This window comes from Thermohalobaculum xanthum (assembly GCF_016623495.1).
Taxonomy (GTDB): domain Bacteria; phylum Pseudomonadota; class Alphaproteobacteria; order Rhodobacterales; family Rhodobacteraceae; genus Thermohalobaculum; species Thermohalobaculum xanthum.
Genome location: NZ_JAEHHL010000003.1, coordinates 50,324 through 76,133 on the forward strand (window position 1 = coordinate 50,324; position 25,810 = coordinate 76,133).

General features: G+C 66.7%; 23 protein-coding genes and 1 tRNA gene. 9 read left to right on the forward strand and 15 right to left on the reverse strand.

Annotated features, from left to right (window positions below):
- Nucleotides 1-24: 24 nt before the first annotated feature.
- Entirely contained in the window at nt 25-627 is a 603-nt protein-coding gene (locus H0I76_RS07550) for a LabA-like NYN domain-containing protein (protein WP_200608917.1), read from the reverse strand.
- Between the two features lie 745 nt (nt 628-1,372).
- Here H0I76_RS07550 and H0I76_RS07555 point away from each other — a divergent pair.
- On the forward strand, nt 1,373-2,347 hold the full coding sequence (locus H0I76_RS07555) for an AraC family transcriptional regulator (RefSeq protein ID WP_200608919.1): 975 nt from the start codon (nt 1,373-1,375) through the stop codon (nt 2,345-2,347).
- A gap of 111 nt (nt 2,348-2,458) precedes the next feature.
- Here H0I76_RS07555 and H0I76_RS07560 read toward each other — a convergent pair whose 3' ends face one another.
- Nucleotides 2,459-3,115, reverse strand: a complete 657-nt coding sequence (locus H0I76_RS07560; RefSeq protein WP_200608921.1) for a hypothetical protein — start codon at nt 3,113-3,115, stop codon at nt 2,459-2,461.
- A gap of 7 nt (nt 3,116-3,122) precedes the next feature.
- Nucleotides 3,123-3,509, reverse strand: coding sequence for a hypothetical protein (locus tag H0I76_RS07565; protein ID WP_200608923.1), 387 nt, complete (start codon nt 3,507-3,509; stop codon nt 3,123-3,125).
- 407 nt (nt 3,510-3,916) lie between these two features.
- Between H0I76_RS07565 and H0I76_RS07570 the strand changes: the two genes are divergently transcribed.
- From H0I76_RS07570 to H0I76_RS07580, 3 genes are all read left to right on the forward strand, one after another.
- The gene (locus H0I76_RS07570) at nt 3,917-5,836 is read left to right on the forward strand and encodes a DUF3604 domain-containing protein (RefSeq protein WP_200608925.1); all 1,920 of its coding nucleotides are present in this window, start codon (nt 3,917-3,919) and stop codon (nt 5,834-5,836) included.
- Nucleotides 5,837-5,897: 61 nt separating this feature from the next.
- Nucleotides 5,898-6,752 carry a peptidyl-prolyl cis-trans isomerase gene (locus H0I76_RS07575; protein ID WP_200608927.1) on the forward strand — a complete coding sequence of 285 codons (855 nt, stop codon included), beginning with the start codon at nt 5,898-5,900 and terminating at the stop codon, nt 6,750-6,752.
- Nucleotides 6,749-7,885 (forward strand): HupE/UreJ family protein, encoded by a 1,137-nt coding sequence (locus H0I76_RS07580; RefSeq protein ID WP_200608930.1) that lies wholly within the window; start codon nt 6,749-6,751, stop codon nt 7,883-7,885. Before H0I76_RS07575 ends, H0I76_RS07580 begins: the two co-directional genes overlap by 4 nt.
- Here H0I76_RS07580 and H0I76_RS07585 read toward each other — a convergent pair.
- Entirely contained in the window at nt 7,839-9,335 is a 1,497-nt protein-coding gene (locus H0I76_RS07585; RefSeq protein ID WP_200608932.1) for an aldehyde dehydrogenase, read from the reverse strand. The two genes, H0I76_RS07580 and H0I76_RS07585, sit on opposite strands and share 47 nt — an antisense overlap.
- 212 nt (nt 9,336-9,547) lie before the next feature.
- On the opposite strand from H0I76_RS07585, the gene H0I76_RS07590 reads away from it, so the two are divergent.
- Nucleotides 9,548-10,240: a class II aldolase/adducin family protein gene (locus H0I76_RS07590; RefSeq protein ID WP_200608935.1), complete on the forward strand. Its 693-nt coding sequence runs from the start codon at nt 9,548-9,550 to the stop codon at nt 10,238-10,240.
- A 22-nt stretch (nt 10,241-10,262) separates the two neighbouring features.
- Here H0I76_RS07590 and H0I76_RS07595 read toward each other — a convergent pair whose 3' ends face one another.
- A complete protein-coding gene (locus H0I76_RS07595) occupies nt 10,263-10,661 on the reverse strand; it encodes a lysozyme inhibitor LprI family protein (RefSeq protein WP_200608937.1) in 399 nt (132 codons plus the stop codon).
- A gap of 399 nt (nt 10,662-11,060) precedes the next feature.
- On the opposite strand from H0I76_RS07595, the gene H0I76_RS07600 reads away from it, so the two are divergent.
- The gene (locus H0I76_RS07600; RefSeq protein WP_200608939.1) at nt 11,061-11,630 is read left to right on the forward strand and encodes a hypothetical protein; all 570 of its coding nucleotides are present in this window, start codon (nt 11,061-11,063) and stop codon (nt 11,628-11,630) included.
- 235 nt (nt 11,631-11,865) lie between these two features.
- Here the strand turns inward: H0I76_RS07600 and H0I76_RS07605 are convergent, their stop codons facing one another.
- The 7 genes from H0I76_RS07605 to H0I76_RS07635 all read right to left on the reverse strand — a co-directional run bounded on the left by H0I76_RS07605 (nt 11,866) and on the right by H0I76_RS07635 (nt 18,707).
- Nucleotides 11,866-12,831, reverse strand: a complete 966-nt coding sequence (locus H0I76_RS07605; RefSeq protein ID WP_200608942.1) for a pirin family protein — start codon at nt 12,829-12,831, stop codon at nt 11,866-11,868.
- Nucleotides 12,832-13,046: 215 nt separating this feature from the next.
- On the reverse strand, nt 13,047-13,631 hold the full coding sequence (locus tag H0I76_RS07610) for a hypothetical protein (RefSeq protein ID WP_200608944.1): 585 nt from the start codon (nt 13,629-13,631) through the stop codon (nt 13,047-13,049).
- 266 nt (nt 13,632-13,897) lie between these two features.
- On the reverse strand, nt 13,898-14,656 hold the full coding sequence (locus H0I76_RS07615) for an SDR family NAD(P)-dependent oxidoreductase (RefSeq protein WP_200608946.1): 759 nt from the start codon (nt 14,654-14,656) through the stop codon (nt 13,898-13,900).
- A 27-nt stretch (nt 14,657-14,683) separates the two neighbouring features.
- Nucleotides 14,684-15,496 carry an ABC transporter permease gene (locus H0I76_RS07620; protein ID WP_200608948.1) on the reverse strand — a complete coding sequence of 271 codons (813 nt, stop codon included), beginning with the start codon at nt 15,494-15,496 and terminating at the stop codon, nt 14,684-14,686.
- A gap of 7 nt (nt 15,497-15,503) precedes the next feature.
- Entirely contained in the window at nt 15,504-16,355 is an 852-nt protein-coding gene (locus H0I76_RS07625) for an ABC transporter permease (protein WP_200608950.1), read from the reverse strand.
- Between the two features lie 22 nt (nt 16,356-16,377).
- Nucleotides 16,378-17,532, reverse strand: coding sequence for an ABC transporter substrate-binding protein (locus tag H0I76_RS07630; protein ID WP_200608952.1), 1,155 nt, complete (start codon nt 17,530-17,532; stop codon nt 16,378-16,380).
- A gap of 35 nt (nt 17,533-17,567) precedes the next feature.
- Nucleotides 17,568-18,707, reverse strand: coding sequence for an ABC transporter ATP-binding protein (locus H0I76_RS07635; protein ID WP_200608954.1), 1,140 nt, complete (start codon nt 18,705-18,707; stop codon nt 17,568-17,570).
- A 102-nt stretch (nt 18,708-18,809) separates the two neighbouring features.
- Here H0I76_RS07635 and H0I76_RS07640 point away from each other — a divergent pair, with 102 nt between their 5' ends.
- Nucleotides 18,810-19,640 carry a LuxR family transcriptional regulator gene (locus H0I76_RS07640; protein WP_325166416.1) on the forward strand — a complete coding sequence of 277 codons (831 nt, stop codon included), beginning with the start codon at nt 18,810-18,812 and terminating at the stop codon, nt 19,638-19,640.
- 152 nt (nt 19,641-19,792) lie between these two features.
- Here the strand turns inward: H0I76_RS07640 and H0I76_RS07645 are convergent, their stop codons facing one another.
- The 3 genes from H0I76_RS07645 to radC form a co-directional block, all read right to left on the reverse strand.
- Complete coding sequence (locus H0I76_RS07645; RefSeq protein ID WP_200608956.1) at nt 19,793-20,950, reverse strand: mandelate racemase/muconate lactonizing enzyme family protein; 1,158 nt, start codon at nt 20,948-20,950, stop codon at nt 19,793-19,795.
- Between the two features lie 267 nt (nt 20,951-21,217).
- Nucleotides 21,218-21,294 (reverse strand) — tRNA-Arg (locus H0I76_RS07650).
- Between the two features lie 63 nt (nt 21,295-21,357).
- A complete protein-coding gene (radC, locus tag H0I76_RS07655; RefSeq protein ID WP_325166417.1) occupies nt 21,358-22,170 on the reverse strand; it encodes a RadC family protein in 813 nt (270 codons plus the stop codon).
- 158 nt (nt 22,171-22,328) lie between these two features.
- On the opposite strand from radC, the gene H0I76_RS07660 reads away from it, so the two are divergent.
- Together H0I76_RS07660 and H0I76_RS07665 are read left to right on the forward strand one after the other, a co-directional pair.
- Nucleotides 22,329-23,213, forward strand: coding sequence for a sulfotransferase family protein (locus H0I76_RS07660; protein ID WP_200608958.1), 885 nt, complete (start codon nt 22,329-22,331; stop codon nt 23,211-23,213).
- Nucleotides 23,214-23,302: 89 nt separating this feature from the next.
- The coding region (locus tag H0I76_RS07665; protein WP_200608960.1) for a beta strand repeat-containing protein at nt 23,303-25,810 on the forward strand (2,508 nt) is incomplete at its 3' end.

The following is a 25,810-nucleotide window of genomic DNA, read 5'->3' on the forward strand; positions in this document are numbered from 1 at the left end:
GCGGAAGACCGCTGTTCTGTCGCCTTATGCCAGGCTGCCATCCGATGCGTCGAAAGTGCCGGCGCCGTTGCGCATGACCGGCACCTGCGCATCGTCATCGTCACGCGAGCGGGCAAGAATCGAGCGAAGGTCGTCGAGATCGATGAAGTTGTCTGCCTGCCGGCGCAAGTCGTCCGCCGCCAAAGGTGGCGTCGACTGGATCGTCGAGACAACCGAGACGCGGATACCCTTTCGCTGCAGCGCGGCGACCAGCGGCGTGAACTCGCCATTGCCCGAGAAGAGAACGATGTGCGTGACGTGATCTGCCGCCGCCAGGGCGTCGACCGCAATCTCGACGTCCATGTTGCCCCTGATATGCCGCCGCCCCGTGGCGTCAATGATCTCCTTGACGGGCTTGGTCACGAGCGTGAAGCCGTTATAGGCAAGCCAGTCCAGAAGCGGGCGGAGGGGTGAGTATTCCGCGTTGTCGACCATCACGGTGTAGTAGAAGGCGCGAAGCAGCTTGCCGCGCCGCATGAACTCGGCCCGCAGCAACCTGAAATCCAGATCGAACCCGAGTGCCTTCGTCGCGGTGCGAAGGCTCGTGCCATCGATGAAAAGGGCGACGCGCTCATCGCGGTAAAACATGCCTTCACCCGCTATCAAGGCCGTCCCGGCTCGGCGGGAGGCAAAACGTTCTCACACGCGCATTGCGGGCGGGTCGCAGGTTCTTCTTGCTTCTCAGCGCCCCGCCCGCAGCTCCGCCCCACACTCGCCGCTGCCGGCTTCTGTCAAGGCCAGCTGGCGGCCCCTCGAATGGGCTCCCTTGTTGCCGATCGGGCGGGCCCTGGGCTTGGCGGCGCGCGCCAGACTCTTGGGAGATGACGCCAATCAGGCGAAGTTGCGCTCACGAGTTGCGCGAATGCGGACGGCGCGACTGGATCCGGGCAAGCTCGCGGCAGATGCGCCAGCCGGCGAGGATTTGGTTTATCGCGTCCTGGCAATGCGCGCAGGTCACTCGCTCGACAAGGATGGTCGTCCGCGCCGATCCGGGCGGAGCCGATTGTCCGCGGCAGAGCGGCCCGATGCCCTCTGACCCAAGGTCGAGGAAGTGCACGGGCCTGGCCAACGACCGTCAGCCGCCCGGGGCGGGCAGGACGTTCCCGCCACCCGCGTAAAAGGCTGCTCTGCTGCGATCCGGCATCTCTGCCCCCCTCGCTTTGCCACTCGGGCGCGCCCAGCCTAGCGCCGCGGCGCCCCGGCGGCTTGCGCGCAGCGGCCAGAATCCTGACAATCGGCGCCACCACGGGCCGCGCCACAGCCGGCGCCACCAAAGCGGGAGCAGGCCGTGACGGGGAGCGCACCGCAACACGACGCCGTTTGGATCCGGCAGTTGGCAGCCGAACTGCAGCGCGCCGGATGCGCCGCTGACCAGATCCTCGGGCAAGCGGGAGTGGATCGGCAAAAGATCGCCGCCGACGGGGCCCGGTTGCCGTTCTCGAAACACGCCGCCGTCTTCGAGCTTGCCGCGGAGGCGATGCAGGATCCGTGTCTCGGCCTCAATTTCGGCCGCAGTCGCGACACCCGCGATGCCGGCCTGATCGGGTATGTGGGCCTCGCGTCGCCGAGCCTCGTCGACGCCCTCAAGAACCTCGCTCGCTACCGCAGGGTTTTCAGCGACGCCGCCGAGATGGATGTCTCCGACCTGCTCACGGACGGATCGATGCGCTGGTGGTTCCATGGATCGGGCGTATCGGGCGCAAGGCAGTGCGTGGAATTCTCGGCCGCCAACCTGCTGCGCGCCGTGCGCGGCCTTGTGGGAGAGCCGATCACCCCACTGCAGGTCAGCTTCGTCCATCCCAGGAGGGACGGGCGCGCCGACTTCGAGGCGTTTTTCGGCTGCAAGGTCGTCTTCGGCGCCGCCGAGAACGTCATCGTGCTGCGAAAGGCCGACCTTGCGCGCCCGATCCGCTCGGCCGACGACCGCCTCTTGGCGCTGTTGTTGCGCTATTGCGAGGAGGTGCTGTCCAGGCATTCCGCCCCCCCGCCTGCCCTTGTCGAGCGGGTCGAGCGCATGATCGCCGACCGCCTCAGCAAGGGCGAGGCGCGGCTTGCCACGGTCGCCGCCGCATGCGGCATGAGCACGCGCTCGCTGACCCGCAGGCTGGCCGAGCATGGCACCTCGTTCAAGGATCTGGTCGAGAACCTGCGCCGCGAACTCGCGTTGCGCTACCTGGAGGAGACGACGCTGAGCCTGACGGAGATCGCGTTCCTGCTCGGCTACAGCGAGGTGAGCAGCTTCAATCACGCCTTCCGGCGCTGGACGGGCAAGACACCGTCCACCGTCCGCTCGCGCGTCAGGGCGTGACTTGGAGCGCGGCTTCGGAGACACCCTGCCCGATAGCGCCCTGCTTCGACGATCCCGCATCCGGCGGACGCGTGAGGGGACCAAGCGGTGCAGTGATGCGCCTTGGGAAGGTCAGTTCCCGGTCTGCGTCTTGAGCAGTTCCAGCAGCGCGAGGGCCGTCAGATAGCCCGACTCGAGGCTGCGCTGGCCAACCTTCGTGGTCGTTCCACGACGCTCGAGCCCGCTTTCGCCGGAATCGGGGTTGCTGGCCTGATTCAGCGTCCGCGGGATCGGGCGCAGCATCTGCCGGCCCCAGTAGTGCTGTGCGGCGGGCAAGGTGTAGAGCAGTTGCTCGGCCGCCTTGCTCTTCTGGGTCCCGATGGCAAAGCCGCTGCCGGTGCCGTCATCGCTCCGCTCGACCGCGCGCCCGACCAGGGTGCCCTCGGCGTCGAAGACGAATGCGCCGATCGCGAACCGCGCGTCGCTCCAGGAATACCCGGCCCGCAGCGAGTAGACGCTCCCCCCGACCGACTTGCTGCTCAGCCGCCCGCTTTCGTAGAGGAACGCGTATCCGTGCGGCAACGCGGTGACGGCGGCCGGAGGCCCGAGGGCGTCGAGCACGTCAGCGTCGCTGGCCTGTCCCGCGATCAGGTCTTCGGCCGCGGCGGGAAGAGCGTCCCCGAACTCGGACCCCTCGTCCGTGAACCCCGCCGAGAACGGCAGTGCCGTGCAGGCGCTGGCGGCGGCGGCCAGCGCAAGTCCGAGCAGTGCCTTCGCAGGAGTAAGCATGACCCGGTCAGGACCGCGGCAGGGCGGTCTGGCTGAAGGACGCCTTGCGGAGGACACCGCTCCGGTCGAAGAAGAAGATCGCGCGGTCATAGCGCGTCGTGCGCTTGGTCCTGTTGTAGATGATCAGTAGCAGCCGGTCGGACCGGAAGGCCTCGGTCAGGTAGTAGAAGACCGTCTCGTTCTCGAGGCTGATGATCTGCGAGGGAGGGCCGAGGGCTTCGAGGACCTCCGCCTCCGTCGTCACACCTTCGGTCACCTCGAAGCCATCGGCGCGCCAGAGGTTCTCGACGCCCGCGCTCGAATCCGTGCGCGAGCAGGCGGAGGCCAGCAGCGCAACCCCCAGAACGGCGGCGGCGCCAAGACGCAACCATGGTTTGACATACGACCCGGACATGTCTTTTCCCCTTCGCCTGGCGATGCTGCCCGTCAACGCACCTGCGCCTCGGGGTCTCCGCCTCCTCGGCAAGGTACCGGCTCCGCGCCGGGACTTCAGCCAGCAATCTCTTGTCATGCCCATCTCTCCCCCGCGCCGGACGCAGGTCAACCCTGCATGCCTCGACCGTGACCGGTCGCACCTGGGACCCGACCGCGCATTCCCGGGATAGAAAGTGGACTGCCAGAAACCCGTCCGGCGCAGATCGCCGCGCCGTCGTGAAAGGGCGGTGGACAGGCACGCACTCGACGACGAGCGCGCTCGTGTCGCGCCCTGTGCCGCGCCGGCCGTGGTAATCTCGTCACCCGCCGGTTCTGGCCGATGCCCGACTGGTGCGAAGGTGTCGACCCGTCAAAGGAGGTGAACGCATGCGTACGTTTCTCGGGCTCGCAGCCATTGGCCTCGGCCTGTCGGCAAGCACCGCCCTTGCGCAGTTCGTTCCGACCGAGGAGTCGCTCTCGGGCCTCTATCCCGGAAAGGTGTACTCGCCCTACGCGCAGCGACGCTTCCCGGACAAGCTGCTGTGGGGTGACACGCACCTTCACACCGGGCTCTCGGTCGATGCCGGGCTTTTCGGCGCCCGGCTCGGTCTCGATGACGCCTATCGCTTTGCGCGCGGCGAAGAGGTGATGGCCTCGAGCGGTCAGCCGGCGAGGCTCTCGCGCCCCCTCGACTGGCTGGTGATCGCCGATCACTCCGACGCCATGGGTTTCTTCAACGATCTCGCCGCAGGCAACCCGAACATCCTGAAGTTCGCGCAGGCAAAGCCCTGGTACGCGGGCCTGCAGCAGGGCGGCGAGGCCTCGGCCACGGCCGCGCTCGACCTGATCACGACGTTCGCGCAGGGAAAGATCGATCCGAAGATGATGGCCGAGTATTCGCCCGGCGGTAAGACCTACCGATCGATCTGGGACAAGGTGATCGCCTCGGCCGAGCGATTCAACGAGCCGGGCAGGTTCAGCACCCTGATCGGTTTCGAATGGACGTCGCTGGTGGCCGGCAACAACCTGCACCGCAACGTGATCTTCCGCGACGGCGCCGACAAGGCAGGGCAGATCGTGCCCTTCACGACCCAGGCACCGGTCGGCTCGACCGATCCGCTCGATCTCTACGCATGGCTCGAGGCCTACGAGGCCAAGACGGGCGGCTCGGCCCTCGCGCTCGCGCACAACGGCAACCTATCGAATGGCATCATGTTCCCCGTCGATGCCCAGTATACCGGGCGCCCGCTCAACGCCGCCTATGTCGAGCAGCGCGCGAAATGGGAGCCGATGTACGAAATCTCCCAGATCAAGGGTGACGGGGAGACGCATCCCTTCCTGTCGCCCGACGATGCCTTCGCGGATTACGAGACCTGGGATGTCGGCAATCTCGATCTGAGCCAGGCGAAGACACCTGACATGCTTCAGTACGAGTATGCCCGCGAGGCGCTGAAGAACGGCCTTCTGCTCGAGCAGCGGCTTGGCACGAACCCGTACAAGTTCGGCTTCGTCGGCTCGACCGACAGTCACACGGCGCTCTCGACCGCCGCCGAGGACAATTTCTTCGGCAAGGCAACGAACGTCGAGCCCAACCCCAAGCGGATGCAACACCCGTTCACGAAAACCGCGGTCGGTGTCTTCGAGGGCTACCAGCTTGCCGCCTCGGGCTACGCTGCGGTCTGGGCGCACGAGAACACCCGTGCAGCCATCTGGGACGCGATGGCGCGCAAGGAGGTCTACGGGACCACGGGCCCGCGCATGATGGTGCGCTTCTTCGGCGGTTGGGATTTCACGAGCGGGGATCTCGACAGCCGCCAGCCCGCCTTCCGGGGCTACGAGAAGGGCGTGCCGATGGGCGACGACCTGCCCGCGAGCAACGGCGATGGCGCGCCGACCTTCATGGTCTATGCCTTGCGCGATCCGGTTGGCGCCAACCTCGACCGCATCCAGATCATCAAGGGCTGGCTCGACGCCAACGGCGAGACCCACGAGAAGGTCCATGACGTCGCATGGTCCGCCGGGCGCGAACCCGACGCGAATGGCACGCTGCCGCCGGTCGGGAGCACGGTCGACATCGCGAATGCGAACTGGACCAACACGATCGGCGCCTCCGAGCTTGGGACGGTCTGGACCGATCCCGACTTCGATGCCTCGCAACCCGCCTTCTACTATGCGCGCGTGCTCGAGATCCCGACGCCGCGCTGGATCGTCTATGACGCCTTCCGCTACGGCGTGCCTATCCCCGACGGCGCCCGGACGACCGGGCAGGAGCGCGCCTACACCTCGCCGATCTGGTACCAGCCGTGAAGGCAGCACCAATATCGACGGGCCTTGCGGCACGCCGGGGCAGACGGGAGCCGCCAACGGGATGACGGCACCGATTTTCCGGGCGGCGGCATCGAGCCCCCTCGTGCAGTTCTTCGCCGCGGGGGCCGTGATCTTCGGTCTCTACGCCCTGGGCCCTGGCAGCGAGACGGAGGCGGCGGACGAGATCGTCGTGACCGTGGCCGAGCAGCGCAATCTCGCCGCGCTCTTCGAGCAGACCTGGCGGCGCCAGCCGTCGGCGGACGAGATCGACATCCTGATCGCATCCCGGCTGGACGAGGAACTGCTCTACCGCGAGGCCCTCGCCCTTGGCCTCGACACCGATGACGTTGTGGTCCGCCGCCGGCTCGCACAAAAGGTCGAGTTCCTGATCGACGACCTCTCGGCGCGCCGAGACCCGACCGAGGCGGAGCTTGCGGCCTTCCTCGCCGAACATGCCGATCGCTACGCGATCGAGCCTGCGATCAGCTTCCGCCAGATCTATCTCAGCCCTGAACGGAGGGGGGAGCGCGTGCTCGACGACGCGGGCATCGTGCTCGCGGCGCTGGAGGGTGGCACGGACCCCGCGGCCCTCGGTGACGCGGCCCCGCTGCCAGATGGCATGAAGGGCGCCTCGGTCTCGCGCATCGCGCAGGTCTTCGGCGAGGACTTCGCCGATGCCCTCGGGTCGGCACCCCTCGGGCGGTGGACCGGCCCGGTCCCCTCGACCTACGGCGTCCATCTGATCCAGGTGGAACGACGCGAGCCCGGCCGGATGCCGAGCCTGGCCGAGGCGCGTGCCGGCGTCGAGAGCGACTGGCGCGATGCCCGGCGGCGCGAGGCGCGCGCGGCGTATCTAGCGCAGCTTCGCGCGAAATACGAGATCCGCGTTGAGGAGCCCGGGGCGAGGGACGAATGATCCGGCCTTTCGCCCTCGCCATCGCATGTCTCTTGTCCGTGCTCGCTGGAATGGCGGCGGCGCACGAGGTGCGGCCGGCCTATCTCGAGATCCGCGAAACCGGGGCCAGCACCTACGACATCTTCTGGAAGGTTCCGGCACGTGGTGATGCGGTGCTGCCGATCGAGGTCGTGCTCCCCCGTGGCTGCCAGGACGCGACGCCACGGATCGTCACCCGCGACACGGCCGCGCGTGCCACGCGCTGGTCGATCCGCTGCGATGCCGGTCTCGCGGACGAGGGCGTCCGGCTCGAGGGTCTGGACCGAACGCTGGTCGAGACCATCGTGCGCTATGAACGCGAAGACGGCGCGACGCAGACCGCACGCCTGTTCGAGGGCGCGACATCCTTCGTGCCCACCGCCCGGTCGACGCTTGGCGGCGTCGCCGCGCTCTACCTGGCGCTCGGCTTCGAGCACATCCTGCTCGGCTTCGACCACCTGTGCTTCGTCTTCGTGCTGCTGTTGCTGACGGACGGCCTGCGCCGCCTGTTCTGGGCGGTCACCGCCTTCACCGCCGCGCATTCGATCACGCTTGCGGCGGCGACCCTCGGCTATGTCAACGTGCCCTCGGGGCCCATCGAGGCGCTGATCGCCTTCTCGATCATGCTGGTTGCCGCCGAGGTGGTGCAGCGCGCGCGGCAGGCCGAGCCGAACGGCCGAGCGCCCCTGGATCGCGGCATTCGCCTTCGGGCTGCTGCACGGTCTCGGCTTCGCGGGAGCGCTTGCGGATACCGGGCTGCCCCAGGACGCCATTCCGGCAGCGCTCTTCTTCTTCAACATCGGGGTCGAACTGGGGCAGATCGCCTTCGTTCTCGGGATCCTCGCACTGGCGAAGATCGGACGGCTGGCGTTCCAGGCAGGTGGGCAGGCCTTCAGGCTCGTGCCGGCCTACGCGGTGGGGAGCGTCGCGGCCTTCTGGACGATCGAGCGCGTCGCCGGCATCGTCCAGTGACCCGGTCCCGACGCGTCAGCCTCGTCGCGATCGGCTGGGCTGCCGCCACCGCTGCGCTGGGTGCCCGATGCGCCGACAGCGCGGCGCACGAGATCCTCAGCGCATCACGAAGGGATTGCCCGGCGCCGCGTCCGAGGTGCTGATCCAGACCGACTTGGTCTCGAGGTACTCGCGGACCGCCTCGACCCCACTCTCGCGCCCCAGCCCCGAATGTTTCATCCCGCCAAAGGGCATCATGTAGCTGATCGCGCGGTAGGTGTTGACCCAGACGGTGCCGGCCTTCAGCGCCCGCGCCATGCGGTGCGCGCGGCCGATGTTCTGCGTCCAGACGCCGGCGGCGAGGCCGTAGATCACGTCGTTGCCGATACGCACCGCCTCCTCCTCGTCCTCGAATCCGATGATCGAGAGGACCGGCCCGAAGACTTCCTCCTGAGCGATGCGCATGTCGTTGCGGACATCGGTGAAGATCGTCGGCTGAACGAAGTTGGGCCCCGCGTCGGACGGCCCGCCGCCCGCGATCAGCCGCGCGCCCTCGCCCTTCGCGACGTCGATATAGTCGAGGATCTTTCGATACTGCGGCGGCGTGGTGACCGGCCCGATATTCGTGTCGGGAAGCATCGGGTCGCCGATCCGGGCGGTCCTGGCCATCTCGACCAGACGCTCGGTCACCTCGTCCCTGACCGAGTTCTGCACCAGCAGCCGCGACCCCGCGATGCAGGTCTGGCCCGTCGCCGCGAAGATCCCTGACACGGCGCCCGCGATCGCCGCATCCAGATTCGCGTCGTTGAAAATGATGTTCGGGGACTTGCCGCCAAGCTCCAGGCTCACACGCTTCATCGTACGCGCGGCCTGCTGGTAGATCGCCTTTCCGGTGACGTCCGACCCGGTGAAGGTGATCTTGGCGACGTCCGGGTGATCGACGATGGCCGCGCCCGCCTCCTGCCCCAACCCGGCGACGACGTTGAACACGCCGTCGGGCAATCCCGCCTCGCGCGTCAACGCCGCGAACTCGAGCGTCGACGCCGAGGTGAATTCGGACGGCTTGACCACGACCGAGCACCCGGCCGCGAGGGCGGGCGCGCATTTCCATGCCACGAAGATCAGGGGCGAGTTCCAGGCCGTCAGCGCGCCGACCACGCCGACCGGTTCATGCGCGGTGAACGCGAAATGGTCCGGTTTGTCGATCGGGACGACGCCGCCCTCGATCTTGTCGGCCAGCCCCGCGAAGTAATACCACCACTCGGGATGATAGCGCAGCTGGCCCAGCATCTCGGTGAACAGCTTGCCGTTGTCGCGCACCTCGATCCGGGCCAGCCGCTCGGCGTTCTCGGCCACGAGATCGCCGATGCGGCGCATGATCTTGCCCCGCGCCGAGGCCGACATGCTGGCCCACGGCCCTTCGGTCATGGCCCTCCGCGCGGCGGCGACGGCGCGATCCACGTCCTCGGCGCCCCCGCGTGGGATGCGGGCCCAGACCTCGTTGCGATAAGGGTCGGTGCTGTCGAACCATTCCCCGCCGGACGGGTCGACGAACTGCCCGTCGATGAAATGCCGGTAAACCGTGAGTGCCGAATTGTCCGCCACGTCCGCCATGATCCGATACCTCGCCTGACAACGGTTCGAGCCCAGAAGCTAGCCGGGACCTGCGCGAAATGACAGGCATGGCACGATCGCCGCTGCGGCATGAAGTCCGGGGGCATGCGGCGCCGGAACCGGCCTATGTCTCGGGCCGCCAGTCGTGGCAGTCTGTTTTGCCTGGCGAGCAAAGAATGAACCCGGCCGCCGAGCGCCATAAGGATCGAGCGATGAAGAAGGACGAGCGCGCGCTGCGCAAGGCGATCATCGAGAAATGCCTTTGGATGAACGCGTCCGGCCTCAACCAGGGCACGTCGGGTAACATCTCGGCACGGCACGGCGGTCGGATGCTGATCACGCCCTCGGCGACGCCATACGAGGCGATGGAACCTGAGATGATCGCATCGATGCCGATCGAGGGCGACCACGGGGCATGGGATGGGCCGCTCAAGCCCTCGACCGAGTGGCGCTTTCATCTCGACATCATACGCGCGCGGCCCGAGGTGGGGGCCATCATCCACACGCATTCACCCTATTGCACGGCGCTCGCGGTCGCCCGCAAGCCAATCCCCGCGGCGCATTACATGGTGGCGGCCTTCGGGGGCACGGATGTGCGCTGCTCGGACTACGCGACCTTCGGGACCGAGGAACTCTCGAGGGCTGCGCTCAGGGCGCTGGAAGGCCGGAATGCCTGCCTGCTCGCCAACCACGGGATGATCGTGGCGGGGCCGGGACTCGAAAAGGCGATGTGGCTCGCGGTCGAGCTCGAGACCCTCGCGCGCCAGTACTTCAATGCGCTGCTGATCGGCGGCCCGGTCGTGCTGAGCGACGCCGAAGTCGCCGAGACGGCGAAGTCCTTCGCATCCTACGGCCTGCGCGACCAACCCGCTTCGGGCACCGGGAAGACGCGCACGAAAGGCTGATGGGGCGCAGCCGGCACGGCGCTCAACGCGCGTATTTCATCAGTTCGCTTGCTCGCGCGCGGCCAAGCTCGACCCGGCACGCCCTGATCGCGATCCCGGCACCGCTTCCGCCGCCAAACGTCGCCCCCACGAATTCACAGTGAGCGTCCCGATAGGCTGACCACGCCGCCTGCCCCGCCTCGAGCGCCGGCACCGCCACCGATCGCCCCGTAGCCTCGTCGAGCCGGACCGACGCATCGCGGGCAAACCCCAGCGTGACGGCGATCGCGTGATCGACGCGCCTTTCCATATCCGCGACACAGTTGCCGATCTCGACCTGGCTGCCATTGTCGAGGCCGCACTCCAGCGCGGGATCGGCATGCGCCCAGCAAGGTGCCGCCACGACCGCCGTGATAATGATCCGGTGCACTGAAAACGTCATGTCGTGGCCTCCGTCCCGTGATCCTGTTCGCGATACTGCCGATTGGCGATGACCCTGCCCCGCGTGGGCAGAGTGCAGCATCGCGGCCCCAAGCGACAGAGGTGAGCTTGCGTCGCTTCCATGTGCGACTGACCTTCCACGAGCGCGTGCATATCAGGCAGGCACGCGCGCCATAGCCGGGCTTGCCGCGCGTGCTCGAGGCGCTGAGCCTCGACGAAATTCGGTCGAGCTTTTCATGACCACCTGCATCCAGCGCAGCGCGTTTCTTCGCTTCGCGATCGGCGGGTCGGGCGCCGCGGCAGATCGGAGACGGGACAGATCCGCGATCGTCCAGTTAAGTGTTGGAGCGGGCCGCGGGCCGGTCTAGGTTCCCCGGCGAGGGTGAAACACGAGGGACAGATGCTTAAACATATTGGACTGACTTTCGCGGCGGCGCTGCTTCTGGCTGGCTGTGCCGAGACGATGGAGACCGGGCCGAAATCCGCCGAGCGCGAGAACCTCGTCGTCAGGAAGGCAGTCGTCCAGACCGTCGACGTCGAGGGGCGCCAGGTCCTTCTGCGGGGAGAAAGCGGGCGGATGCTGAGCCTCGACATCGGCCCCGAGGTCCGCAACCTCGACCAGCTCGAATCCGGCGACGTGGTGCGCTTGGAGTATTACGAGTCGGTCGCGGTGAAGATGGCCGACACCTCGACGCCGGGCGAGGTGACGAGCGTCGAGATCGCCGACCGCGCGCCCGAGGGCGAGAAGCCCGGCATCGCGGCCGGATCGGCCGTCAATCTTGTCGTGACTTTCGTCTCCTACGACCCCGAGACCTCGGTCGTGACGTTCACCATGCCCGATGGCACGGTCGACACCACCATCGTCAAGCCCGAGATGCGCGCCTTCGCGGAGGCCCGCAGACCCGGTGACCGCGTCGACGTCACGATCATCCGTGGCGTCGCCATCTCGATCGAAGAGACGACCGGCTGACGCGCGCCGCGCCGCCCGGTGCCCCGGGCAAACGCGGGCGGCGCCTGCCCAAAGACGGTCACGTTATCGCCTGCGAGTGATCGCGGGGTCGCCATCATCCTCCGCGATGATGATGACCATGCCGATGATATTCCGGCACTGAAGATATCGTGGGATGCTGGCGGTCAACGTGCATAGGCACGCTGACCGCCTTTTTCGTTCAGGTCGGCAACGAAGGACAGCGGGCGCATCCGAGTCACGCCTTGCGCGGCCGGGTGTTCGGCGGGTCTTCGGGCATGGCGATGAACTCGTCCTTGTCGTCCGGCGGCAACGTGAAGCGGCCATCCTCCCACTTGCCGGCGCGCCAATCGGCCTTCGCCTCCTCGATCCGCTCGATGCTGGAAGCGACGAAGTTCCACCAGATGTAGCGTGGCCCCGGAAGCGTCTCGCCGCCCAGGATCATGATCCGCGCGCCTGCGGGACCGGCCTTGACCGTGATCGGGTCGCCCGGGCGGAAGACCATCATGCGCCCCGCCTCGAAATCCTGCCCTGCAATCGTGATCGAGCCATCCGAGACATAAAGCCCCCGGTCCTCGTGATCGTCAGGCATTGGCAGCATCGCGCCGGGCTGCATGACCACGTCGCCGTAGAACATCTCGGAGAACATCCGTACCGGCGCCCGCTCGCCATAGGCCGACCCCAGGATGAGGCGCATCTCGACGCCCTCGTTCTCGAGTTCGGGCAGCGTCTCCTTGGCATGGTGCTCGAACGAGGGATCGACATCCTCGGCGTGGTCGGGCAACGCCACCCAGGTCTGGATGCCGAACAGCGAATGCGGTGCCTTGCGGGTTGCCTCGCTGGTCCGCTCGGAATGCGTCACGCCGTGGCCCGCCACCATCCAGTTGACCGCGCCGGGGTGGATCATCTGGTTCGAGCCAAGGCTGTCACGGTGCTGGAACTCGCCGCGGTAGAGGTAGGTGACAGTGCCAAGCCCGATATGCGGATGCGGGCGCACGTCGATGCCCTGGCCGGTGATGAACTCGGCAGGGCCGGCCTGGTCGAAGAAGATGAAAGGGCCGACCATCTGCCGCCGCGGCGCCGGCAGGGACCGGCGCACCTCGAAGCCACCCAGATCGCGGGCCCGGGGGATGATCAGCGTCTCGATGCTGTCGAGATTGCCCGCCTCGGGGCATTGCGGCTCGAGGCACGGGTTCCAGCTCATCTCGGGTCTCCCCATTCAGTTGCCAGCATCGCGCGGACTCTCGCACGGCCCCCCTGCATACCCAACCGGAACCTGCACCGATACGGGCGCGCCCTAGCGGTCCATTAAGGCAGTTGTCGCCGGGTGGGGGCAGACTATCGCACTACATGCCGCCGACCACGGCGCCACGCTCGGCGACCGTGATCGCCAGACCGCGCCGCGCGGAACCTCGGGCCTCACTCGATCTCGAAGGATATGTCGTACGTCAGCTCGTTGGAGGTCTGGTTGACGACCTCCACGACATGGTCCCCCGATTGCCAAAGCTGCCCGTAGTACTCCGTTGCCGCGTCCGTGCCGTCCAGCAGGACCGAGCCGTCCGGATTGCGGATGATGTAGTACATCTCTCCCGCATGGGGCTGGACGCGAACGCGCAGGAACTGCCCGTCTTGCGCACCCAGAATGAACTGGAAGGCGCCCCCCGGCTCGAGCGTTCGGGTAAGAAGGGCGCTGCTCGCACCCGGGTCGAAGCGCACCTGTTCCTGGAAATCCGAAATGTCGGGAGCCGAGCGCGCCGCCTCCGCCTGCTCCGCCGTCGCCTCGTCGAGGACGCCCACCGCGCCGTCGGAATATGCGATGCAGCGCCAGACCGTGCCGCCGCCATCCTCGAGGATCACCTCGGTGCCGGCCTCGGAGTAGCTCGAGTTCAGCACGGTCCCGCCAGGCGCGCTTTCCTTCCCGGATGCCGTCAGGGCCTCGATGCAGGCATCGATCGCCGGCTGATCCGGATTGTTCGATGCGACCGCCACAGATCCCGAAAACATCAGCGCAGCCGCCGCAATCAATGTGCAATGTTTCATCTCACAAAGGCCCTCAATCACTTGGTTGGCAGCCTGATCAAGGCACGCCGTTCTGCGTTCGAGTCACCCCCCGGCAGGGTATCGCGATGCTCCCGGACCCCAAAGGCCATTGTCGATGAATGGTGGCGACCTGCGCAGCAATCTCGGGCCAGCCCGGATGCCCTATGCAGCAATGTCGCCCGAGCGCGCGAGCGCTCGCTCAGCGACGCCGCGGCTTGCCGGCCCCGGGCTCAGATGCACTCGCCGCCATCGATCACCAGCGCGTGCCCGGTCATGAACGACGATCGGTCCGAGGCGAGGAACACGACGCCTTCCGCGATCTCCTGCACCGTCCCGAAACGCCCCATCGGGATGGCGTCCGAGATATATGCCTCCAGCTTGTCGCGGCCGCCCATCTGGAGCTCGAACCCACGATTGAAGGGTGTGTCGATGAAGCCGGGGCAGAGCGCGTTGAAGCGGATGTTCTCCTTGGCGTAGTCCGCCGCCATCTGGCGGGTCATGGCCAGAACCGCATGCTTGGTCGTGCAATAGGCGATCATCCCGCGGTCGTATTGCACACCCGAGTTGGACGAGGTGATGATGACGCTGCCGCCGCCCTGCGACCGCATGGGTTCAAGCGCCGCCTGCGCCGCGACGAAATGCGAGCGCACGTTCATCGCCCACGAGGCATCCATGCCCTCGACCGAAACGTCCTCGAGCTTGCCCTCGACCTGGATGCCGGCGTGGGAACAGAGGATGTCGAGCCGCCCGTGCCGGCTCGCCGCACCAGCGATGGCAGCGCGCAATCCCGCGTCGTCGGTCACGTCCAGCTCCAGCGCATCGGCACTGAAATGCGCGTCGCGGATCGCACGGGCGACCGCCTCCGCCCCGGCCCCGTCACGATCGGTCACGACCACATGCGCCCCTTCGCTCGCCAGGGCACGCGCCGCGGCCGCACCGATGCCCGAGGCCGCCCCGGTGACGAACGCGACCCTGTTCTCAAGCAGCACGAAAGCCTCCCTCGTATTCCGGCCGCATCAGCGCCTCTGGCCCCGGCGCAGAACAAGCTGCGCGACGATCAGGAGAAGCAGCGACGCGACCATCACCATCGTGCCGATCGCATTGATCTCGGGGGTGACGCCCCGGCGGATCGACGAGAAGACATAGATCGGCAATGTCGTCTCGGATCCCGCGACGAAGAAGGCGATGATGAAATCGTCGAAGCTGAAGGTGAAACTGAGCAGGAACCCCGCAAGGATCGCAGGCGCGATCAGCGGCAGGGTCACCTGCCGGAAGGTTCCGAACGGTGTCGCGTAGAGATCGGCCGAGGCCTCGGTCAGGGCCTGTTCGAGGCTGCCCAGCCTTGCGCGAACGATGATGATCACCAGCGCCATGGTGAACATCGTGTGCGCCGCGATCAGCGACCCGATGCCCATCGACAGCGAGGGCGGCTGCCCCGCCGCGGGCCAGAGCGTCGCGAGCCACGGGTTGAGGACGTCGAAGACCGTAACCAGGGCAATCAGCGTGGCGATCCCGATCACGATGCCGGGGATCATCACCGCGACATAGATGATGCCGTCGAAGACCGCGCGGGCCGGGCCACGAATGCCCTGGAGGCCGACCGCCGCAAGCGTGCCCAGGACGCTCGCGAGCGTGGCCGAGACAAGGGCGACCAGAAGGCTGGTCTCCAGCGCATCCATGACGAAGGGGTTCTTCAGCGCCCGCCCGTACCACTGCGTCGAGAAGCCCTGGAACTGGCTTGCATGGCGCCCCGCATTGAAGCTGAAGAGCGCGATGATCGCGATCGGCGTGTAGAGGAACAGATAGACCGAGAGCGCATAGAACCGCATGGCCGCCTCACATGATCGCGACGTCGTCGCGGCGAACCTGAAGGCGCGCGATCAGGCGCATGTAGATCGCGACGGTCACCAGCATGATCAGGATCAGGGTGAACGCGACCGCCGACCCGAAAGCCCAGTTGCGGGATTGCAGGAACAGATCGACCAGCGCGTTGCCGACGAAGAACACCTTCCCGCCACCCAGAAGCGCCGGGATCAGGAACTCCCCCATCAGCAGGATGAAAACCAGCATGCACCCCGTGGCCACGCCGGGGACCGAGAGCGGCAGGGTCACCTGCCAGAAGGTCGCGAAGGGCCGGGCGCCAAGGTCCGAAGACGCTTCCAGAAGGCGCTTGTCCAGCCGGTCGAGCGCCACGTAGATCGGGAAGACCATCAGCGGCAGATAGCCGTAGACGATGCCGACCGTCACAGCGAAGGGCGTATAGATCAGGCGGACATCCTCGATCCCGAGCGCCGCGAGCAGCGCCGGGATCCCTTGCCCGCCGAGGATGAAGATCCACGCGTAGCTGCGGATCAGGATCGACGTCCAGAACGGAACGATCACCAGCACCAGAAGAAGCGTCTTCCACCTGGGGTCGGTGCGCACGGCCAGTTGGTAGGCGAGCGGATAGGCGATCAGCAAGGCCGCGAGCGTGCCGAGCGGCGCCAGGACCATCGTGTTCTTGAACGCCGTCCAGCGCGCCGGCAGGTTCGCGTATTGCTCGAGCGTGAAGGCGGGGACATAGCCGCCGGCCGGCCCCCTCTCTCCGAAGCTGAAGACGAAGACGAAGGAGAGGGGCAGCACCAGCATGACGAGGAACCATGCGCCCGCCGGGGCGACAAGGAGCCAGTTGCGCTCGCGCCGGGTCATGCCGCTGCCGCCCCGCCCTGCATCAGGCCGACTTGAACCGCGCCAGCAGCTCGGCCCGGTTCGGGTCCGTCAGCGTCGCCGCCGCACCGAATTCGAGCGCGTCCAGGAGCTCCTGCGCGGGGTAGAGGATCGGGTCGTTCAGGATCTCGGGCGGAAGCAGCGCATTGGTCCGGCTGTCGGCGACCGGGTAGCCATGCGCCAGCACCTCGCGGGCGTTCACCTGCGGGTCGAGCATGTGGTTGATCAGCGCATAGGCGGCCTCGCGATGCGGCGCGCCCTTGGGAATGGCGTAGTAGTCGCTCCAGATCTCGCCACCCTCGCGGCCAAGAACGTAGTGGATCTCGGGGATGTCGCTGTTCATCTGCTTGCCATCGCCGGTCCAGCACATCGTGAGCCAGGCATCGCCCGAGCGCATCGCCGGCTGATAGTCCGACGAGATCGCGAACAGGTGCGGCTTGGCCTCGATCAGCAGCTTCTCGGCATCGGCCAGTTCCTTCGGATCGACCGAGTTGAAGGAATACCCAAAATACTTCAAGGCGTTACCGATGGTGGTCAGCTGGTAGTCATGGACCATCGTCCGGCCCGAGAAGTCATCCATCGTGCGGTCGAAGAAGTCCTTCCAGGTCGTCAGCGCCTTGCCGCCATCATGCGAGGTGTTGACGGCGAAGCCCGTCGTTCCCCAGTTCTTGGGCACGGCGTAGAGCGTGCCGTCGACGGTGCCCGCATCGGCGAAGCGCGGGTCGAAAGCGCCCGCGTCGTAATTCGACAGCTTGGAGACGTCGAGCGGCTCGATCAGGTCCTCGGCGACATAGGTCGTGATCGTGTAGTTGGTCGGCACGAAGACGTCCCAGCCCGAACCGCCGGCCTGCAGCTTGGCGAGCATCTCCTCGTTCGAGCCGAAAACGTTGACCTGAACGAACGCGCCGGTCGCGTCGGTGAAGGCGTCGAAGTTTGCAGTGTCGTGATAGTTCGGCCAAGTCGCGAGCACGACGCGGTCGCCGATACCCTGGGCAAACGCGGAACTCGGCCTCAGTGCCGGCATCGCCGCGCCCAGAACGGCGGTCGCGGCACCAAGCCCGGTCACACCGAGAAAATGCCGGCGCGTGACCGAACCCTTCTGATAGCGCCGCAGTTCTTCGATGAACTGCTTCTTCGAGATATAGCCGTTGTCTGCCATTTGCCCGTTCTCCCTGTTGATTGGGTCACCATTCCTCAGTCCGGATTCAGGATCAGTGCGGCCTCATCGCTCCAGTTCAGAAATGCGCGCGCGCCGGCCTCGAACCCGCGGGCGCCGATCTCGGCCTGCCGCGGGGCCAGCACGATGATGTTCCCGAGCCCGCCGTGGCGCACCAGGTACTCGGTGTGCTCGCCGAGGAAGATGCGGTTCTGCACCGTCACCTCGATGCAGCCAGGCCCCGGCTCACTGCCGATGCGGATCTGCTCGGGCCGAATGCTCAGGCAGCCGTCGCGCCCGGCCGCGAGACCGGGAGACGCGCGCCCGGCAAGGGTCTGCCCCCCTCCGGTCACCAGCCGCGCAAGCGCCCCGTCGACCTCCTCGATACGGCCCTCGAAGAAGTTCGAGTTCCCGACGAAATCCGCGACATAGCGCGAGGCGGGGCAGTCGTAGAGCTCCTGCGGGCTGCCGACCTGCACGATCCGCCCGGCCCGCATCACGCAGATCCGGTCGCTCAGCGACAGCGCTTCTTCCTGGTCGTGAGTGACGAGAACGAAGGTGATCCCAAGCTGGCGCTGCAGATCCTGAAGCTCGATCTGCATCTCCTTGCGCAGCTTGCGGTCGAGCGCTGCAAGCGGCTCGTCTAGCAGGAGCAGCTTGGGCTCGTTCACGATGGCGCGCGCAAGCGCGACCCGCTGCTGCTGCCCGCCCGACATCTCCCAGACGCGGCGCTTGCCAAAGCCGGAAAGGCGCACCGTCTCGAGCGCCCGCTCGACCTTGTCGGCGATCACGCTTCGCGCAAGGCGTGGCCGGCGCTGGCGCAGGCCATAGCCGATATTGTCGGCGACGCTCAGATGCGGGAACAGCGCGTAGCTCTGGAACACCATGTTGACCGGGCGCCGGTGCGGCTCGAGCTGGTTGACCACCTGGCCGTCGATCAGCACATCGCCGCGCGTCGGCGCTTCGAAGCCGGCGAGCATCCTGAGGGCCGTGGTCTTGCCGCATCCCGACGGGCCGAGGAACGACAGGAACTCCCCGGGCGAGATGCGCAGATCGAGGTCCCGTGCAGCCTCGACATCCCCGAACGTCTTCGACACGCCGCGCAGCTCCGCGACAGGCGGGCCGTCTTGCCGCAGCCGATCGGCGGCATACTGCGTGGAATTGGAATCAGGAGGCATTTTCCCCGAAAGGCCTCATATTGCGTCTATGAGAAAATTGAGGAAAAAATTGCCGTACTGTAAATATGCAATTTATTATACTGACTGCGTGCAGACAGGGGAGTGACCGTGCCGACGGACTGGATGGTGCATGCGGGTCGCATCGTGGAAGACATCGGCTCGCCCGACTTCGGCCGCAGCCTGGCGGGCGGCCTGCGCAGCGTCGCGCCCTACGACTTCACCGTGATCTTCGGCTATGTCGGCTCTGCCCGTCCGCTCGACCTCTATGACGACTTCCCGCCCGACCGGCGCCTGCTGCATGTCGAGGAATACCAGGAAGGCCCGTATCTCCTGGATCCGTTCTTCCTCGCGACGCTGGATCTGTCCGAGCCGGGCCTGAAGCGCCTTCGCGAGATCGCGCCTGACCGCTTCTACCAGGGCGAGTATTACCGCAGCTACTATGCGCAGACCGGTCTCGCCGAAGAGATCGGGTATGTCATCCGGGTCAACGACACGCTGACCATCGTCGTCTCGCTCATGCGCAAGGAAAAGCGCTTCTCGACCGCTGAGGTGCGCGCCCTCAAGCAGGTGTGGCCGGTGATCGATGCCGCCTGCCGCAAGCACTGGCAGAACGTCGTGCCCGCCGACGGCGGCCAGTCCCAGGACATCGCCGAGCGGATCGAGGACGCATTCCAGCGGATCGGCGAGGGCGTGCTGACCGCCCGTGAACGGCAGGTCGTGGAGCTGACGCTGCGCGGCCACTCGGCCGACGCGATCGGCAGCCAGCTGGGCATCTCGTCCGGGACGGTCCGGATCCACAGGCGCAACATCTACACCAAGCTGCGGATCAGCTCGCAGGGCGAGCTCTTCTCGGTCTTCATCAACGCGATGCTCGGAGATGTGCAAGACGATCCGCCGGCCTCGGCAGCGAGGGCGCGCACCCGCCGCAGCTGAACCCAGAGCGCCGGGCCATCGCCCTGCCCTGAAGCGCGGGTCGCGAGCCGCCTCGCGCGCTTCCGGGTCACTGGCCACAGGAGGTCATGCGCGATCGCATCGGGCCAAGGGCATGCGGACGCGGGTGATCCCCCGCCAATGCCCGGTGCCCGCTAGCGCTTTGCACCGTCATGATAGAGCGCGCCATAAGCGCTCGGTCTGAAGGTCTCGGCCGCGGCATCGATATAGGTGGCGCGCTCGAGCCATGCGGGGCTGATCTCGACGCCCCAGCCGGGCTCCTCCGTCACGGTGACATGCCCGTCGGTCACGGCGAAGGGGTCCCCGAGGAAAAGGCCGCGCTGCCAAGGATAGTAATCGTCGCCCTCGATCGACAGCTCGAGGTACTTTCCCGCGTTCGGCACTGCCGCCATCAGGTGCATCGAGCAGATTGTCACGAGGGACAGGTTCGCCGAATGCGGCGTGCAAGGCAGGCCAGCCGCGTGTGCCATGGCCGCCACCTGCAATGTCCGCGTGAGGCCGCCCATGTACATCACGTCGGGCTGGACGACGTCGACGGCACGCATGTCGATCATGCGCTTCCAGGTGGCCATGTCCCAGTCCTGCTCGCCGCCAGTGACGTCGATGTCGAGCGCCTCGGTGACGGCGCGGGTCGCCTCGAGGTCCCAGTATGGCACCGGTTCCTCGTAATGCCCGACGCCGTGCTCGCCCAGCATCCGGCCAATCTTGATCGCACGCGGAACCGAGAAGCCCGAATTGGCGTCGACCAGCTTGTCGATCCCGTCGCCGAGGGCGCGCGCCATGGTGGGAATGATCGCCTCCGTTCGGCCTGGCCACTCGTCGACATCCTCGCCGCATTCGGCACCGATGCGCCACTTGGCGGCGGCGAAGCCCTGCTCGCCGCAAAGCCGCACCAAGCGTTCGGCCTCGTCCGTCGGCGTGATGTCGCGCTTCATCGAGCTTGCATAGGCACGCACCTGCCCCGGAGCGCCGCCGACCAGGCTGGCCACCGGCTTGCCGGCACGGCGCCCCGCCATGTCCCAAAGCGCCGTGTCGAGGCCTGCAAGCGCCCGGGCGCGGTAGGTTCCCGGAAACTTGTGCTCGCGCCGCTCGACAAGGCCGACCAGCCCCACGATGTCGGTGCTGTCGGCGCCCAGCGCCCATGGAACCACCTGCCGGTGAAGCACCTGGGCGGTGATGTCCGCGTTGTAGGTCGAGGTCTGGCCCCACCCATACGCACCATCATCCGCCGTGACGCGCACGAAGCAGAGAAACTCGTTGTGGAAGGTCTCGATGCGGGCGATCCGTGTCATCGGTCTGCCTCATGCCATCTTTCGAGGTTGGTGATCGGGTGGGCTTTCGGGTGGTCAGAACGGCTTCCAGCCGCCCGTCGACCTCGGCTTTGCCAGCGCGCATGCAAGACCGGCTGATCCTCGTCGAGTGATATGACATGAACGCCGCATCGACCACCGGAAACGACGGTTACCGCGCGCCGGCGCGGATTGGCCCCGCAGCTGCTTGAATCGGTCCACCCTCGACGGCGAGCGTCGCCGTCAACATCCCCGAACCGCTTGATCTTGTGGCGCACCCGAGAGGATTCGAACCTCTGGCCTCTGCCTTCGGAGGGCAGCGCTCTATCCAGCTGAGCTACGGGTGCCTGGGCGCAGCCTATACACGGGCGTGCGGCAGGGCGCAACAACGCTGCGGCAGTGGCGCGCGCTCACAACAGGCCGAGCGCGCGGAAGCTTGCGTCGCGCGCCATGCCGACCACGACATGGTCGTGAACCACCAGGCCAACGGCCTTGGCGGCACGTTCGATCTGGCGGGTCATGTCGATATCGGCCTGGCTCGGCGTCGGGTCGCCGGAAGGGTGGTTATGAACCAGGATCAGCGCCGAGGCGTTGAGTTCGAGCGCCCGCTTGACCACCTCGCGCGGGTAGACAGGCACGTGGTCGACCGTGCCGCGCGCCTGTTCCTCGTCGGCGATCAGCGCGTTCTTGCGGTCAAGGAAGAGGATGCGGAACTGCTCGGTCTCGCGATGCGCCATCGCCGTCTTGCAGTAGTCCATCAGCTGCGCCCAGCTGGTGATGACGTGCCGGTTCATCACCCGCGAGCGCGCCAGCCGGTGCGCCGCCGCCTCGACGATCTTGAGCTCGCAGACCACCGCCTCGCCCGCACCCGCGACCTCGGCCAGCCGGGCAGGCGGGGCGGAGATCACGCCATTGAAATCGCCGAAACGGGCGAGCAGCTGCTTGGCCAGCGGCTTCACGTCGCGCCTGGGGATCGCGCGAAACAACACGAGTTCCAGCATCTCGTAATCCGCGACGCTGCCTGCCCCGGCCGAGAGGAACCGCTGGCGCAGGCGCTGGCGGTGCTGGTGGAAATGGGGCGCATCCGGCGACGCGCCGGGCGAGGCCGCCTCGGCGCGGCCTGACACGGCGGTCGATTCGTCGCCCGCCCCGGCGTCAGCGAACAGGCCGCTTTGGTGAATGTCGGAAAAACCGTTCTCGCGGCTGATTTTACGCTTTGCCACCCTGCCTCTCCGGCACGCGCTGCACCTTGGATCGCCGCAGCATCGCGCCATCATGGTTTATATCCCGTTACTGGACAGTTTGGCGCGCCGCCTGCCCTATTCACGCCACGATACGCCGATACCCGAAACCCCATTCATGCCTGCGCAGGGAGGGGTGCGTGCACCAGAAAATTCACTTCATTTCCGGACTTCCACGCTCAGGCTCCACGCTCCTCTCGGCGATCCTCCGGCAGAACCCGCGCATCCATGCCGGCATGACCAGCCCGGTGGGCCCGGTCTTCAACGCCTGCCTCACGGCAATGGGGGCCGAGAACGAGTTCTCGGTCTTCTTCAAGGAGGAGCAGAAGCGCGACATCCTGCACGGCGTCTTCGACGGCTTCTACCGCCACGTCGAGGCGACCGGCCTCGTGTTCGACACCAACCGGATGTGGACCAGCCGCGCGGCGGCCGTGCGCAAGCTGTTTCCCGACTCCAAGATGATCTGCTGCGTGCGCAACCCCGCCTGGGTGATGGACTCGGTCGAGCGGCTGATCCGCAAGAACGCCTTCGATGTTAGCCGAATCTTTACCAACGCCCAGGAACGCTCGACCGTCTATACCCGGGCCGATGCGCTCCTCAATCCGCACCGGATGATCGGCTTCGCCTGGTCGGCGCTGAAGGAGGCCTACTACAGCGAGGACAGCGACATGCTGCTGTTGGTCGACTACGACCTGCTTGCCAGCCGCCCCGCCGAGGTGATGCCGCTGATCTACAAGTTCATCGGCGAGGAGCCCTTCGATCATGATTTCGACGATGTCGAGTACGAGGCGGAGGATTTCGACAGCCAGCTACTGGCCAAGGGTCTCCACCGCGTCCGCGGCAAGGTCGAGCTCCGACAACGCCAGACCGTGCTTCCGCCTGATCTTTTCAAGCGTTTCCAGGACCTTGTGTTCTGGCAGGATGCGCGCGGCACGCGCGCGCACCGGATCGTCGTGACCCAGGACGCCCCCCAGGACGCCCCCCGGGACGCCCCCCAGGGCGACCCCGACAGGGCAGGCCCATGAGACCCGGGGGACCGGCCGCACCACGGCCGGTCCGCCAACCCAGACAACCAGTCTTCATTTCAGACATCTGCTGTGCGTAGGAGAGGGCAATGACGTCCACGAGTGGCGACGGGGTCATCGGACCGGACTATATCGCTGCCGGCTATACCGGCGACGGCACCGTGATCATCGACACGGGAGTCACGAACACCGATTACCTGGGCGCGGGCTACAACGCCTCGGGCTATTACGGCTTCGTTTCGATCACGGGCGCTGCGACGGCGGTCAATGTGGGCAGCGGCGCCCCGGGCTACGAGGGGACGGTCTTCGTCGGCTACGCGACCGGCCCGGGTCCGGCCTACGGCGTGCTCGAGATCTCCGGCGGCGCGTCGGTCACCTCGACGAACGGCGGCTACTGGGACGGCGCCGAGGTGATCGGCGGCTACAACAACGTCAATATCGGCTTCGGTTACGGCTCGTACGGCTACCTCACCGTCGACGGTGCGGGTTCTGAGCTGATCGCGGAAGGTGCCTCGGCGCGGATCACGGTGGGCCGCTTCGGCGGCTTCGGGTATCTCGAAGTCACGAATGGCGGCCTGGTCGAGACGCTCGTCCTCGACGTCGGACGCGATGGCGCCGTGGGCGGCGTGAACATCGCCTCGGGCGGCACGCTCAGGATCACCAACGATTCCGGGCTCTGGGGTGCGCCGGCCTATGCCGGCGAGGCCGGTATCGCCAGCTTCGGCCGAGGCATCGGCGGCATCGGCTTTCTCTATGCATCGGGCGGGGGCGAACTCATCGTCGAGAACACCGACGGGCTGACCGACAATCCCATCTTGCGCTTCGGCCGCGACAGCGGCTCCTACGGCTATGCGCGGATCGAGGGCTCGGGCACCGAGGTGAACGTCGTCCAGCATGGAGCCCAGGGAGACGATTACTCCGGCGGCGCAGTGCTCAACATCGGCGAGGGCGGCCAGGGCATCGTCAATGTCGGCTATGACGCCCAGGTCAACGTCCTTGGCGACCAGGCCCTCCTGCAGATCGCCCGCGGACGCGGCGGCAGCGCGGACAGCGCCGAGAGCCAGCTCAACATCACCAACGGCGCCGACGTTCTGGTCGACTCACAGGGCTATCAGGGCTCCGGCATCCGGGTGGCCGGCGTTGCCGGCTCTAATGGCGCGATCCTGGTGGATGGCACGGGCTCGACCCTGACGGTGACGTCCAGCAGCGACGTCGCGGGCGATTACAGCACCGGCTCGATCGTGATCGGCGTCAACGGCGAGGCCACGCTCGAGGTGCTGAATGGCGGCGCGGTCGCGGCGCGCTCGCTGCGCGTCGGCGAGAACTCGCAGCTCATCGACGAGGACACGCCCGGCCTGGGCGCGGCCGAGGTCACCATCGCCTCGGGCGGCACGGTCACGCTCACGGCGCTCGACAGCACCGCCTACCGCGGCCTTCAGGTCGCGACGGGTGTTGGCAGCTACGGCGTCGTCAACATCGACGGCGAGGGCTCGAGCCTGGTCTCGCAGGGCGGCGCGGGCCGCTTCGAGGTCGGGCGCGGCGGCACCGGCGTCGTGAACATCACCAATGGCGGCGACGCGGCGGCCTTCTTCGTCGACATCGGCCGAGGCGATGGCGCGGGCAATGGCGAGGGGCGCATGGTCGTCGACGGCGCGGGCTCGACCCTGACCGTCTCGGACGAGTTCGGCGCCTTCGTGGACGACCCCGAAGCGGCCGGCGAAGCGGGCTTCCTGCGCATTGCCCGCAACGACGGCGCCTATGGCCGGCTCGACATCACCAATGGCGGTGTTGTTCGCGTCAGCAACGACCCGTCAGGAAACTTCGACCACCCCCTTGTTCAGATCGCGCGCGACAACGGCTCGCATGGTGTTCTGGTGGTTGACGGAACCGACTCTGCTCTCGTGATCGAGCAGACCGGCCCGATTGGGGACTACCTCCCTTATGGCCCAAGTCTCATCATCGGCAGCGGCGGTCTGGGCCACGCTGTCGTCTCCGAGGACGGAGAAGTAATCGTAGCTGGCGAGGGCGCTTCTCTAATCGTCGCTGCCGGCCGTCTTGACGCCTACGGTGCGCCTGACACAACGACCGACCAGAGCATTCTCGAGATTCAGCGGGCTTCGGTTTTCGTCACTGCAGGAGGCTACAGCGGCTTCAAGCCGGGATCCGAACCCGCCACCACCATTTTCAGTGGTTCGCGGGTCGTCATCGGTGAGGGTGAAGGCACAAACGGTCGAATTCATGTCGATGACACTGGCAGCCTATTAATTCAAAGTGCAGTCAACTCGCCGTCCGAGCTTAACAGCGTCCTGATCGTGGGTGAGTATGGTACAGGTACGCTTGACATCACGCAAAGCAGCGGCGTCTACAACTCATTCTCCGGCTCCAAAGCGATTACTGCGATTGGGCTCCACGCAGGCTCGCACGGTACCGTCACGGTTGATGGCCCGAACTCTCTTTTGAGCGCCGGTACGCTCCTTCTCGTTGGCGCGGGCTACGACCCAGAGCTCGAGCAAGCCTTCCCCGATCAGGGTGGAACGGGTCTGCTCAACCTTCTGAACGGCTCGACGGTGTCTGCGTCGACGACGCTTGTCGGTTCG